Here is a 12,336-nt window from a genome sequence, read left to right on the forward strand (position 1 = left end):
AACACGGGTTTTTTATTTTTAGCATTTTTTATTTTAGGATTGAACTTATGGATGTGCAGTTTTCTAAAGTCATCATGACATTTTTTTTATTTGTAGTGACTGCGATTGCTGAAATCTTGGGATGTTATTTTCCATATCTGATTTTAAATCAAAATAAAAGCCATTGGTTATGGATTCCTACGGCATTGAGTTTAGCTGTATTTGTATGGTTATTAACTTTACATCCTGCTGCATCGGGTCGAATTTATGCAGCTTATGGCGGAATTTATGTTTTTACTGCACTGATTTGGCTCAGATATGTTGACCAAATGAGTTTAACGCGTTGGGATCTAATGGGTGGAGCAGTCGTTTTATGTGGTGCTGCATTAATTATTTTACAGCCAAATGGTTTAGTCCGATAAATTTGAGTATAAAGAGAAATAAGAGGGTATTTTTAGTCTGATGTTGCTGATGGTTGTATTAAATTTGCACATCACTACAAATATCATCTTATTCGTATGCAATATATCATTGTAATTTTTAAAAAATACTTTCAAAATCTTGACTTCTATTTTTTAGTCATCGGTTAGATTTATATGAAAAAATTAGGTGAACTCACCTTCAAACTTGCTGGTGTAAAGTATCATGTTGAACCCAATGTATTAGAAAAAAAACAAGTGATTATTGGTTTTGAACATACTTCAATGATGGATGCTGTTTTATCATTGGCACTTTTTCAGATTTATCATATAAAAATTCATACGTTGATTAAAAAAGAGCTATTTAAAGGTCCATTTAAACCTGTCTTAGAAGCATTGGGTGGTATTGCTGTTGACCGTAAAGCCAATCAAGATATCGTTGCACAAATGGTCAAACATTTTCAAGAAAATGAAGAATTTAACTTGGTCATTGCACCTGAAGCAACACGTGCAAAAGATGGTGAAACACGTAAACCGATTCGTACAGGTTTTTGGCATATTGCAAAAGCTGCCAATGTTCCGATTGTATTGATGTATATCAATAATAAAAATAAACAAGGTGGCATTTTTGGAAAAATTTATCCAACTGATTTAGATCATGATTTGGCTTTACTGAAAGAAATGTATAAACAGTATGCTGATTTAGATATCGAAATTCCAAAGCCGAAATCTTAAGGTCATGAATAATTTTTTATTTTTATAGTTCAACGTTGGTTTTAATTTTATAAGACAATGAGATTGTGTTAAATGTAATGCAATATACAAGTTAAACTTAACAAAATTTAGGCATTCATACTTTTGTATGTAAAATCAAAAATCAAAGGCTTTCTCATAAAAAAGCGCTTATGGTAGAATTACCAACAATTTGATTTGGCATCAAGCCAATCTATAAGGAGCATATTTCGCATGGCGGGTCATTCCAAGTGGGCCAATATTAAGCATCGTAAAGCAAAACAAGATGCGAGTCGCGGTAAAGTTTTTACCAAATATATTCGTGAAATTGTAACGGCTGCTAAACTTGGCGGTGCAGATGCAGCAAGTAACCCACGTCTACGTGCAGTCGTAGAAAAAGCACTTTCAGTCAATATGACACGTGATGTCATCAACCGTGCAATCCAACGTGGTGCGGGTGGTGAAGATAACGACGATTTAAAAGAAATTACCTATGAAGGTTATGGTGTAGGCGGTGTTGCTGTTATTGTTGAAACAATGACTGATAACCTAAACCGTACTGTTCCTGATGTTCGTCACTGTTTTTCTAAAACAGATGGTAACTTGGGCACAAATGGTTCAGTTGCATTCTTGTTCACAAAACGTGGCGAAATTACTTTTGAAGATGTTTCTTTAGAAGATCAAGTGATGGAAATTGCGCTTGAAGCTGGTGCTGAAGATATTGAAATTGATGAAGATGAAATCTTAGTCATCACAACACCTGAAGCATTTGGTGATGTGCAAGATGCTTTAACTGCAGCAGGTTTGAAATCTGATAATGCAGAAGTAGTGATGAGCCCATCAACGAAAGCTGAAATCACAGATATTGATCAAGCGAAAAAAATCATGAAAATGATTGATATGCTTGAAGATTTAGACGATGTTCAAAACGTGTATACCAACGTTGAATTCTCTGATGCAGTTTTAGCTGAATTAGATGCTTAATGCTAAATTGGTGAAAATAGGGTTTTGATTGAGTTTAAAATCGTATTTTAAAAACGCCGAATGTGATGACATTGGGCGTTTTTTATTGATAAAAATTTAAATGTGTGACGATATTGATATCAAAATATAATTTCAGATTTGATATGCTGCTTATAAAACTAAAAATAGCCTAAGTATTTTTTAAGGGACAAAAATAATTTCATAAACATCCCCTATAAAATAGGTATTATCATAAGTATTGCATTTTATGGTGATTTTTTGATTTTGTATAAAGCTTATAGAGAGATAGTTATTATCATGTAGAATTTCCTGAAATTCCCATGCCGCATCAAATTGTTTTTCTCAATTTATTTTGACTAAATATACGTCATATCAATCTTATTTCACATTGAATAGATTGAAAATAAGATCACAAAGACCCATATAAAAAGACAAAGCAATACACAGACAAATTGTGCAATTTGACCTATGATCAAATGACTTTACACATATAAATCTGAGTAATACAACAGAATTAGGACATCATATGAATATCGCAGCTAATCCAGTGATTGAAGCAGATCAAACTGTTTATTTAAAAGATTATCAAAAACCTTCTTATCTTGTTGATTCTATACATCTAGATATTCAAGTCTATGATGATCATACCCTTGTTAAAAGTAAGCTCGTGATGCAGCGTCAAGCTGCTGGTGATTTGGTGTTATTGGGTCGTGATCTTGAGCTTCAATCCATTATGCTAAATGGCAAAACGCTGACCAATGAGCAATATCAACTTGATGCTGAACAATTGGTCATTGCCAATACGCCTGATTTAGCCGAACTGAATATCGAAGTATTGATTCATCCTGAGTCAAATACTCAGTTAGAAGGACTTTATCAAGCTGCGGATAATCTGTATGTAACGCAAAATGAACCTGAAGGTTTCCGTAAAATTACCTTCTATCCTGATCGCCCCGATTTACTTTCAGTCTTTACCACACGTGTTGAAGCGGACAAAAAATTTCCTGTACTCTTAGCCAATGGTAATTTGATTGAGGCAGGTGAAGCAGGTGAAGGTCGTCATTATACCGTTTGGCAAGATCCAACCAAAAAGCCAAGTTATTTATTTGCATGTGTGATTGGCGATTTGGCAGTACTAAAAGATCGCTATACCACTTCTGAAGGTCGTGATGTCGCTTTGGAAATTTATGCTGAAGCCAAAGATATTCCAAAATGTCATATTGCGATGGAAGCATTAAAACATTCGATGCGTTGGGATGAAGAGCATTACGGTCGTCCATATGATTTAGACAATTATATGATCGTGGCGACAAGTGCATTCAATATGGGTGCAATGGAAAATAAAGGTTTAAATATCTTTAATACTTCATGTGTACTTGCAGATGAAGAATTTACCACTGATGCAGCAATCATGCGGGTGCAATCCGTCATTGCCCATGAATATTTCCATAACTGGACAGGTAATCGCATTACTTGTCGTGATTGGTTCCAATTGTGTCTAAAAGAAGGCTTAACAGTTTTCCGTGATCAATCATTCTCAGAAGATTTACAATCGGCTGCGGTACAACGTATTGATGATGTTGCTGTTTTAAAATCACATCAATTCCCTGAAGATTCAGGTCCATTGTCTCATCCACCACGTCCTGACCATTTTGTGGAAATTAATAATTTCTATACTGCCACTGTTTATGAAAAAGGTGCGGAAATTAACCACATGATGGCGACATTGCTCGGCAAAGAAAAATTCCGCCAAGGGACAGATGAATATTTCAAACGTCATGATGGTCAAGCGGTGACGGTTGAAGATTGGGTTGCAGCATTAAGCGCAGGTTCAGGTGTAGATTTATCAGCATTTCTCATTTGGTATAACCAACCGGGTACGCCAAAACTGCAAGCGCAAGGTGAGTATGATGCTGCCAATCAGACCTATCGTTTAAGTCTAAAACAAAGCTTAAAAGCACATGCAAAATATCCAAACCTCAAAGCTGTTCCGATTCCTGTAGCATTGGCTTTATTTGACGCTGAAACAGGTGAGCAACTGGTATTAAATGCTGAAGCTTTGTTTGAAAATGGCGTGAAAGATGGTGTGTATTTATTTGATCAAAATGAAGCAAGCATTGAATTTACAGGCTTAAAAGCTGCACCTGTGGTGTCGTTATTGCGTAGTTTCTCTGCACCTGTAAACCTTGAATTTAACTATTCAGATGAACAGCTTGCATTCTTATTGCAGTATGAAACCAACGGCTTTAACCAATGGCAGGCTGCTCAGACTTTGCTTGAACGTATTTTGTTGAATGGTCATGATGCACAAACTTATCTGGATGCAATTCAGAAAACCTTACCTTTCGTTATTGCCAAAGACCCACTATTGGCTTCGCGTTTATTTGATGTGCCGACAGAGGGTTATTTAGGTAGCCGTATTGATCAAGATTACAATCCTACGGTGATCAATGAAGCGCGTGAAGCTTTGCTGAATACTTTGGCACGTGAATTGGGCGGTTTTGTTAAAGAAACTTATCTGAGCCTTGACCCAATTGCACAAAAAGAGTTTTCTCAGGCAATGGGGGTTCGTGCGCTGAAAAATATCATGCTGAGTCTGCTTGCACGTCAGGGGGATAGCGAAGTCTTTGATTTGGCATACGAACAGTACCAAAATACCGGCAATATGTCTGAGCGTTTAGGTGCTTTAAAAGTCTTGGTCTGGAATGATGCACCTCAGGCACAGGAAGTTTTACAAGACTTCTATACACGCTTTAAAGATGAAGCTTTGTCATTGGATCAATGGTTTATGATTCAGGCAGCACATCCAAAAGCAACCGCAGAAAGCATTGCTTATTTAACCTCCCATGCTGATTATGATTTGGCTGTGCCGAACCGAATCCGTTCAGTATCAGGTGGTTTAAATGCTAATCCTGTCAATACTTGGAGTTTTGGGGTTCAGCATTTTATTGATCTGGCAAAATATTTGGATGAGAAAAATCCGATTGTGGGTTCTCGCTTATTGCAAGTCTTGTCACGTTGGTACACTTTGGCAGAGCCACAGCGCAGTCAAGTGAAAGCTGAGCTTGAAGCGTTGAAATCTCAAGTGAAATCTAAAAATGTCAGTGAAACCCTAAATAGTATGTTAAGCATTTAATTTTAATTAAGTATTTGATATATAATAATTTATTAAGCTATTTGCCTTGTTTTTTATAGGGCAAATAGCAAATATGATTTGATTGATAAATTCACAATATTTAATTGCTTTCTATGGTATGTATTCTGCTAAAAACTAAATATCACCTAGATACATTTTAAGTTTATCGATGAGTATTTTAAAAAATGAAAGCTAGTTTTATTCAAGTTTCTTTATTTATTTTAATATCTTTACCAGCATTAGTTTTAGCGAATAAACAAAATTTACCTACATTAAGTCATCCAACTCTTGCAAACTCTCAAGCTCAATTTGAACAGGGAAGAAAATATTATTTTGGTGAGGGTGTGGAGAAAAACTATAAACAAGCTTTTGAATTATTTAAAAAATCTGCTGAGAAAGATAATATGCTTGCACAGCACTCACTTGGATTTATGTATTTTAAAGGCGATGGCGTCGAACAAAATAATCAACAAGCACTCAAATATTTTCTGCAAGCTGCAAATCAAGGCTATGCAGAATCACAATTTAATGTAGGTCTAATCTATGTAAATGGTTTAGGTGTTGCTCAAGATTACAGTCAAGCTTTTGATTGGTTTTTAAAAGCAGCTCATCAGGAATTGCCTAAAGCAATGAAAAATATTGGTCAGATGTATGAATCAGGTTTAGGTGTTCATAAAGATTTAGAGTTAGCAAAAAAGTGGTATCAAAAAGCAGCCGAAAAAGGTGATGCAGATTCACAAAAAAAGCTTTTGAACTTTTAATCGCTTAACTTCTATATTTAGGTAGAAGTTAGAAGCATCACCTTCGGCTTGATATGAGTTTATTGGAATTAACCTGATAAATTTAAATTCATATTTCTTTTTGATTGACTCGTTTCGATAATGCCTCGGCACTTTCCACCCGTTCCGAATAACGATCGGTCAGATAGGCAGTTTGCCCACGGGTGAGCAAGGTAAATTTAAACAACTCCTCCATGACATCCACAATACGATGATAATAAGCAGAAGGTTTCATCCGATCATTTTCATCAAACTCCAGAAATGTCTTGGGAATAGAAGATTGATTTGGGATGGTGATCATGCGCATCCAACGTCCTAAAATACGCAGTTGATTGACTGTATTGAATGACTGTGAACCACCACAGACCTGCATGAGGGCTAAAGTTTTACCTTGCGTTGCCCGAATTGCACCCGCAGCAAGTGGAATCCAGTCAATCTGCGCTTTGAAAATTGAACTCATGGCGCCATGACGTTCAGGTGAACACCACACCATTCCCTCAGACCATGCCAACAGTTCATGTAACTCCTTGACTTTGGTATGGCTTGCATCGCCATCTTCAGGCAATGGCAAACCTTTAGGGTGAAATATTTTGACTTCAGCTCCGAAATATTCAAGAATTCGTCCAGCTTCCTGAACAGCAAGGCGGCTGAATGAACGCTCTCGATTGGAGCCATACAACAATAATATTCGTGGTGGATGTGGCAGTTCCTGAGCCTGTACGTTTGCCAGAGTCGGTTGTTTGAGTAGATTTAGATCCAGATGAGGGAGTGTCATATATCATTTAACCCTTTAAAAATATTTCTTTTTTAACCACAGTGACACACCCACCAGACTGATGAGCACGGGCACTTCGACCAAGGGACCAATCACAGTGGTAAATGCCACAGGGGATGCCAAACCAAAGGTGGCAATGGCGACGGCAAGTGCCAATTCAAAATTATTGCCGGCTGCGGTAAAGGAAATGGCGGTGGTTTTGGCATAGTCATTGCCCATCCATTTGCTCATAAAAAAGCTGATGAAAAACATCACCACAAAATAAAGTGTCAATGGAATAGCAATACGCAGAACATCCAGAGGCAGGCGAACTACATCGGCACCTTTCAGGCTGAACATCGCCACAATGGTTAACAGTAAGGCAATTAAGCTGATCGGGCTGATTTTAGGAATGAAGCTGTTTTGATACCATGCCAATCCCTTTTGTTTGACCAAGATCCATCGGGTCAGAAAACCCAATAAAAATGGAATACCCAAATAAATCAGCACCGCATGGGTAATAGTCCAGAAACTGACCTGAATGATTTGCGCTTCCACCCCAAAAAATGGCGGTAAAAAGCTCAGGAATAACCATGCATAAGTACTGAAAAACAGGATCTGAAAAATACTGTTAAATGCGACCAGCGCAGCAACATATTGATTATCACCGCAGGCGAGATTATTCCACACCAAAACCATGGCAATACACCGTGCCAGTCCGATCAAAATCAATCCTGTCATGTATTCAGGATAACTTTGCAAAAAGATGATCGCCAATGCAAACATTAAACATGGTGCAATCAACCAGTTTTGCAACAAGGATAAAGTCAGAGTTCGCTTGTCTTTAAAGACCTGTGGCAGGGTGGCATAGTCAACTTTGGCAAGCGGAGGATACATCATCAAAATCAAGCCAATTGCAATGGGAATATTGACTGAGTCGATGCTGAGTTGGTTCAATGCAACCGATGCCTGTGGAAACCACACCCCAATGGCAACCCCGAAAGCCATGGCAATAAAAATCCATAGCGTTAAGTTACGGTCTAAAAACGAAAGTTTTGCAGCCATGTATTACTCGCAATGGATGGATACAGAATGTTGACGGTTTTTCAGGATGGTGGATGGATGCTCGTGTGCCATGATGCTTAAAACAGACTGCGCCCATTCGGGAAGATCAGGATGTAAAGCGTAATATACCCATTGTCCACGACGTTCATCCTGTAAAATGGCAAGATTCCTGAGCAGTGCCAGATGTCTGGAAATTTTCGGTTGGCTGATTTCAAGTTGTTCTGTGAGCTCACAGACACAGACATTTTGTTTTTCAATCACCAGTTTCAAAATATCTAAACGCGTTGGGTCTGAAAGACATTTAAAAAAATCGACTTGGTTCATGTCGGTATTTTCCAATATATTTACTATTGCGAATATACGTATATCCATATATAAATGCAATATCCATTTCGATTGAGCAATCTCATGTCACAAAACATTAAGATTTACCATAATCCAGCCTGTGGCACATCACGCAATACTTTGGCACTGATTCGAAATTCAGGACAGGAACCTGAGATTATTGAATATCTGCAAAATCCGCCAAGTAAGGCAGAGCTGATTGATTTAATTCAGCAATCAGGGTTAAGTGTTCGTGCAGCCATACGTCAGCATGTCGAGTCTTATGAAACATTAAACTTGGCACAATCCAATTGGAGCGATGAGCAATTGTTGGATTTTATGCTGAAATATCCAATTTTGATTAATCGTCCTTTTGTCCGTACAGCACTTGGTACTCGATTGTGTCGACCGTCAGAACTTGTTCTTGATCTTCTGTCCGCACCGCAATTAAAGCCATTCAGCAAAGAAGATGGTGAAGTGATTATTGATGAGCATTTACAACGTGTGAAATAATAAAGCAATTTCAATTGCTCTAAAAAGTATCTAGGATGAATCTCCTGCGCGTTTTCAGATTTACTGTGTTGAGTTTTGAAATGACTTTTGAAAGGCTATTAACATTGAATAAACTGTCAAAATTGTTAAAATGCCTTTCTTTTCTGTTTTCATTTTGCTTTATTTTTTTGATTAAGTGCAAAATGATAAAAAACAGTATCTTACTTAAGGATTTTCTTAATGCTCTCTATCTATTTATTATATGCCCTAAAGTAACTTAAGTATATGTTTTTAATAGTTTATATATTGAGTTTGAATAGTAAAAATATAGCAAAAATAGCAATTATAGATATTATAGAAAACAAAGAGTTAGTATGTAGTTTTGCATCTCATTATTTTGGCAATTTAGTCAATAATAAAAAAGCCACTATTTGTGGCTTTTTTATTATTGACTAATCCATCTTAAATGGGAGATCAATACCCACATCTGCATCATTCCAAATAATTTCATGTCCTGATGCATAGACTTCAGTCATTTTTTCGGTTGCATGGCCAGCTAAAGTTTGAGCTGATTTACCAGCCTTTTTATGCAAGTGAATAGATAAGGCTCGAATTTCATGAAAGCTTGGTAGCTGTCGACCATTTAATTCTGGATAAGCATTAGAGAGCTTAACTGCTTTTAAAAATTCTCTAGAAACATATTGAGCTTCTACTTGAGTCCAATGCTCTTTTGTTTGATCTCGATTTTTAGTCTTTCCTTTAGGTACTCTATGGATAATGTAAGGACTGACAACATTATCTTTACAGCGATTTAAGACGCGTTGCAATTCATCATTAATTTTAATTCTTACATAGCCAGCACCTTCTAAAATATCAAAACTATCTTCAGGATCATCAGTTGTTTTTTCTTGCGCAACATGTAAGAAACCTTCTTTGATATCAGACCACTTCATATTGATAATATCTATACGTCGTTGGGTGGTTAGCATCGCAATATCAATTGCATTTTTTAGCCATTGTGGCGATACATTCCGAATAGCATCTAATCCCTCCAAAGTGTGACGCTTCCTTTGCTTTATTCGATGGCGTTTAATAGTTTGAGCCGCTGGATTATCCACTACAAGACCTTTACTTATTGCTAAGTCAAATATTTGTCGCAATAGGCTGCGTGTTTCAATACTTGTTGATGCAGGTAAGCTATCTAATAATTTATTAACCATGAGTAAGTTAATTGAAGAGAGTGCTAATTGGTCCCAAGCGGCACAGCGATTTAAGCTATGCCTGTATGTTCTTAATGAGTTTTCAGAGAGAGGACGCCCATCTTTTCGACGCTTTTCAGCTAAAAACTTTTGTGAAAATTCGCCAAAATTAACTTCCCCTATAACAATTGATACAAGATCAGTTGCTGGAATTAAGAGATCATTGAGCTTTCGTGCTGCATTTATAGCTTTAGCTTTATCTGGTCCCATACCATGATACTTGCCAGTTAAAGGGTGGCGATAGCGCCAAGTATTATTGCCACCACGATATAGGTTTGGTGGCAAATCTTTATTTTTTCTCGTGCGTGGTCGTGCCATATCAAGTTTCAGCCTTCAAGTACTCGATCAACAAGATCATCACCAGTTCTTTTTTGGTAAATATGCCACTCAATGTACCAAAGTTTACCAATTTGTGTTGCAGGCAGTGTACCAAGTCGACACTGTCTTGTGATGGTTTGTGGTGTTGGAGGTGTTGAATTTTCATCTCCATAAACACGTTTGATAAATTCAGAAACCTTAATTAAACAAGTCATCTTCACCAACTCCAAGCATCAAAATTAATAAATACAAATCCATTCACGACTAATAAAATTTCAAGCAACAAAAGACAAAACTCCATTTTTATCCCCTTTGACCAGTTGCAGGATTTCCGTTCCCGCTTTTTCTGTACAAGTCTGCTCAGGTGAACGAAGATGATCCTCAAATTCAATCCCAAGCTCAAAAGCTGCCTGATTACCGCCCAAAGAATCTGTTACCAAAATATATTGATAGCGTTTTTTAACATTTCGATCATTAGTGCGAGCTGTAAAGCCCTGACCATTCAGACACTTAACTTGATATCCAAGCTTGTCGAACCAGATGCGAAATGCATCTAGGTTCTTTGATTTAATAACTCGTTTCATTGAGCATCTCCATCAGGTCCATTCTCCAACTCAAATCGACGTGCACGAATACAACCCATGAGTTTCGGTTGAATATCTGGATGACGACTACCCACATCAATCTCTAGTACGTCTAATGTTGTGAGGTCTGGAGCGTTTTGAATCTGTACCATTAATGATGGTGGTTGCCCTATGGGTTGAGCGTCAACATTCAACTCACTTAAACGTTTACTAATTGCATTAATTAATGGTTTACGCTGTTCTTCAGTCCATTGGGTCGTATATCGGACTAAAGCATTGGCTTCAGCGGGACTTTGTGCTTGACTTGCTCTATTGAATTAAGTCAGTTAGATTTTCTTGATATTCCCGTTCAGCTTCTGCATTTTTAGGTGAATCAATCTCAGCTAATCTCGCATTAAAACAAGTATTAAGATCTTCATGTTGTTCATCACTTAAAGTTCCGTTTGAAGCAAAAGTGGTGCGGATCTTAATTAACTCTTGCGCTGTTTGAGCTGCTGTAATTTGTCCTTTAAATTGAACAATCAGCGCGTTAATTTCCTCAGCTTCAATTTGTTTAAATTTGGCATATAGCTGTTCAATCATTGATTTTAGCGAGTTCAAGTCTCTTTTATTCAAATCACTGTTGATCGTAATTTGAGTTTCAATAGCAAAGACTTCACGCTCTCTAGTTGTTTTGTTCAATGCCTCGATGTAGCGTTTTTTTACTTCTGCTGAAGTTGTTTTTTTCGGTTTTTCTTCAACAATCTTAGTAGGTGCAGGATCAGAAACTTCTTCCTTAGCATGAAATGCATCCATTATTTTGAATAAATCTTTACGATCTTCATCATTTAATTTTGGATCGGTATTAATTTCATCACTGATTTTTTGAATATCTTCAGGTGACTTTGTTTTAAAGATTTTAGATTCAATGCAAGCAAAATAGTCATCTGGCGTACCAATGATAATAGTAGGTGTTGACTTAGGCTCAACAACAGTTTCAACTTCGATAGGATCTAATGAACCGCCGTTTAACGTGATGAATGCACGTGCATGAGCAATAGCATCATCTGAAGTTTTATGTAAAAGCTTTGAAGCAATTAGACGTTTTAAATAGTTGGCATTGTCAGCTGTGCTTAAAATCTCAATAGGATGATCCACATCTAAAAGATTAGGTGCGTAGTAATACATTGCAGCATCAATTAAGTCATCGAAGCCTTGAATACACTCAGGTACTTCTAGATCCAATTGACCGATTGTCATAAAACGAGGTGCAAGGCAAAACTCGTAATCAGTACCGAAGAAGACCGTAGCAGGGAATTGACTCAACTCGCCAAAGTCGAGCAGTTGCCCGACTGCACGACACAACACTGCTTGACCAGATGACATTGCTTCAAAAGCTTGTTTAGCGTTTAAAATATCCATTTGTTATCCCTCAATGATGCATCGGTTGCTGTTGCGAGTTTTGGTTTCGTTGGGTTTGTTTGGTTGGCCAACCCATTTGATCTGAACGAGCTCGACAAGCATTATTAATA

The 12,336-nt window shown here is 37.3% G+C and carries 14 protein-coding genes; 6 read left to right on the top strand and 8 right to left on the bottom strand.

Annotation, left to right across the window (positions count from 1 at the left end; all coding sequences use genetic code 11):
* The first annotated feature begins 47 nt into the window (after positions 1 to 47).
* The 5 genes from HX124_RS16170 (at position 48) to HX124_RS16190 (ending at position 6,011) form a co-directional block, all read left to right on the top strand.
* A complete protein-coding gene (locus HX124_RS16170; protein WP_107009121.1) occupies positions 48 to 401 on the top strand; it encodes a YnfA family protein in 354 nt (117 codons plus the stop codon).
* Positions 402 to 575: 174 nt separating this feature from the next.
* Positions 576 to 1,133 (top strand): 1-acyl-sn-glycerol-3-phosphate acyltransferase, encoded by a 558-nt coding sequence (locus HX124_RS16175; protein WP_502872838.1) that lies wholly within the window; start codon positions 576 to 578, stop codon positions 1,131 to 1,133.
* A 231-nt stretch (positions 1,134 to 1,364) separates the two neighbouring features.
* Complete coding sequence (locus tag HX124_RS16180) at positions 1,365 to 2,114, top strand: YebC/PmpR family DNA-binding transcriptional regulator (RefSeq protein ID WP_286377854.1); 750 nt, start codon at positions 1,365 to 1,367, stop codon at positions 2,112 to 2,114.
* Between the two features lie 526 nt (positions 2,115 to 2,640).
* Complete coding sequence (pepN, locus tag HX124_RS16185) at positions 2,641 to 5,250, top strand: aminopeptidase N (RefSeq protein WP_286384057.1); 2,610 nt, start codon at positions 2,641 to 2,643, stop codon at positions 5,248 to 5,250.
* Between the two features lie 185 nt (positions 5,251 to 5,435).
* Positions 5,436 to 6,011 (top strand): tetratricopeptide repeat protein, encoded by a 576-nt coding sequence (locus HX124_RS16190; protein WP_286384056.1) that lies wholly within the window; start codon positions 5,436 to 5,438, stop codon positions 6,009 to 6,011.
* Positions 6,012 to 6,099: 88 nt separating this feature from the next.
* Here the strand turns inward: HX124_RS16190 and arsH are convergent, their stop codons facing one another.
* From arsH to HX124_RS16205, 3 genes are read right to left on the bottom strand one after another with little or no spacing between them, the layout of a single operon-like run.
* Positions 6,100 to 6,804: an arsenical resistance protein ArsH gene (gene arsH, locus HX124_RS16195; protein WP_286384055.1), complete on the bottom strand. Its 705-nt coding sequence runs from the start codon at positions 6,802 to 6,804 to the stop codon at positions 6,100 to 6,102.
* A 15-nt stretch (positions 6,805 to 6,819) separates the two neighbouring features.
* Positions 6,820 to 7,848: an ACR3 family arsenite efflux transporter gene (gene arsB / locus HX124_RS16200; protein ID WP_286384053.1), complete on the bottom strand. Its 1,029-nt coding sequence runs from the start codon at positions 7,846 to 7,848 to the stop codon at positions 6,820 to 6,822.
* 3 nt (positions 7,849 to 7,851) lie between these two features.
* Positions 7,852 to 8,172 (bottom strand): ArsR/SmtB family transcription factor, encoded by a 321-nt coding sequence (locus tag HX124_RS16205; RefSeq protein ID WP_286384052.1) that lies wholly within the window; start codon positions 8,170 to 8,172, stop codon positions 7,852 to 7,854.
* Between the two features lie 84 nt (positions 8,173 to 8,256).
* Here HX124_RS16205 and arsC point away from each other — a divergent pair, with 84 nt between their 5' ends.
* The gene (arsC, locus tag HX124_RS16210) at positions 8,257 to 8,685 is read left to right on the top strand and encodes an arsenate reductase (glutaredoxin) (RefSeq protein ID WP_286384051.1); all 429 of its coding nucleotides are present in this window, start codon (positions 8,257 to 8,259) and stop codon (positions 8,683 to 8,685) included.
* A gap of 431 nt (positions 8,686 to 9,116) precedes the next feature.
* On the opposite strand, the gene HX124_RS16215 is transcribed toward arsC, so the two are convergent.
* The 5 genes from HX124_RS16215 to HX124_RS16235 all read right to left on the bottom strand — a co-directional run bounded on the left by HX124_RS16215 (position 9,117) and on the right by HX124_RS16235 (position 12,226).
* Positions 9,117 to 10,241: a phage integrase Arm DNA-binding domain-containing protein gene (locus tag HX124_RS16215; RefSeq protein ID WP_286384050.1), complete on the bottom strand. Its 1,125-nt coding sequence runs from the start codon at positions 10,239 to 10,241 to the stop codon at positions 9,117 to 9,119.
* Between the two features lie 8 nt (positions 10,242 to 10,249).
* On the bottom strand, positions 10,250 to 10,456 hold the full coding sequence (locus HX124_RS16220; protein WP_286384049.1) for a hypothetical protein: 207 nt from the start codon (positions 10,454 to 10,456) through the stop codon (positions 10,250 to 10,252).
* A gap of 60 nt (positions 10,457 to 10,516) precedes the next feature.
* The gene (locus HX124_RS16225; protein ID WP_286384048.1) at positions 10,517 to 10,825 is read right to left on the bottom strand and encodes a response regulator; all 309 of its coding nucleotides are present in this window, start codon (positions 10,823 to 10,825) and stop codon (positions 10,517 to 10,519) included.
* Positions 10,822 to 11,019: a hypothetical protein gene (locus HX124_RS16230; protein WP_286384047.1), complete on the bottom strand. Its 198-nt coding sequence runs from the start codon at positions 11,017 to 11,019 to the stop codon at positions 10,822 to 10,824. Before HX124_RS16230 ends, HX124_RS16225 begins: the two co-directional genes overlap by 4 nt.
* Before the next feature lie 115 nt (positions 11,020 to 11,134).
* Entirely contained in the window at positions 11,135 to 12,226 is a 1,092-nt protein-coding gene (locus HX124_RS16235; RefSeq protein WP_286384046.1) for a hypothetical protein, read from the bottom strand.
* Positions 12,227 to 12,336: the final 110 nt, after the last annotated feature.

Origin of the sequence: Acinetobacter sp. 226-1 (assembly GCF_030329325.1) — a bacterium.
Lineage (GTDB): Bacteria > Pseudomonadota > Gammaproteobacteria > Pseudomonadales > Moraxellaceae > Acinetobacter > Acinetobacter sichuanensis.

Coding starts and splice junctions, on each gene's coding strand:
- pepN (WP_286384057.1), top strand. CDS start 2,641: ATGAATATCGCAGCTAATCCAGTGATTGAAGCAGATCAAACTGTTTAT.
- HX124_RS16180 (WP_286377854.1), top strand. CDS start 1,365: ATGGCGGGTCATTCCAAGTGGGCCAATATTAAGCATCGTAAAGCAAAA.
- arsH (WP_286384055.1), bottom strand. CDS start 6,804: ATGACACTCCCTCATCTGGATCTAAATCTACTCAAACAACCGACTCTG.
- HX124_RS16235 (WP_286384046.1), bottom strand. CDS start 12,226: ATGGATATTTTAAACGCTAAACAAGCTTTTGAAGCAATGTCATCTGGT.
- HX124_RS16170 (WP_107009121.1), top strand. CDS start 48: ATGGATGTGCAGTTTTCTAAAGTCATCATGACATTTTTTTTATTTGTA.
- arsB (WP_286384053.1), bottom strand. CDS start 7,848: ATGGCTGCAAAACTTTCGTTTTTAGACCGTAACTTAACGCTATGGATT.
- HX124_RS16190 (WP_286384056.1), top strand. CDS start 5,436: ATGAAAGCTAGTTTTATTCAAGTTTCTTTATTTATTTTAATATCTTTA.
- HX124_RS16220 (WP_286384049.1), bottom strand. CDS start 10,456: ATGACTTGTTTAATTAAGGTTTCTGAATTTATCAAACGTGTTTATGGA.
- HX124_RS16205 (WP_286384052.1), bottom strand. CDS start 8,172: ATGAACCAAGTCGATTTTTTTAAATGTCTTTCAGACCCAACGCGTTTA.
- HX124_RS16175 (WP_502872838.1), top strand. CDS start 576: ATGAAAAAATTAGGTGAACTCACCTTCAAACTTGCTGGTGTAAAGTAT.
- arsC (WP_286384051.1), top strand. CDS start 8,257: ATGTCACAAAACATTAAGATTTACCATAATCCAGCCTGTGGCACATCA.
- HX124_RS16215 (WP_286384050.1), bottom strand. CDS start 10,241: ATGGCACGACCACGCACGAGAAAAAATAAAGATTTGCCACCAAACCTA.
- HX124_RS16225 (WP_286384048.1), bottom strand. CDS start 10,825: ATGAAACGAGTTATTAAATCAAAGAACCTAGATGCATTTCGCATCTGG.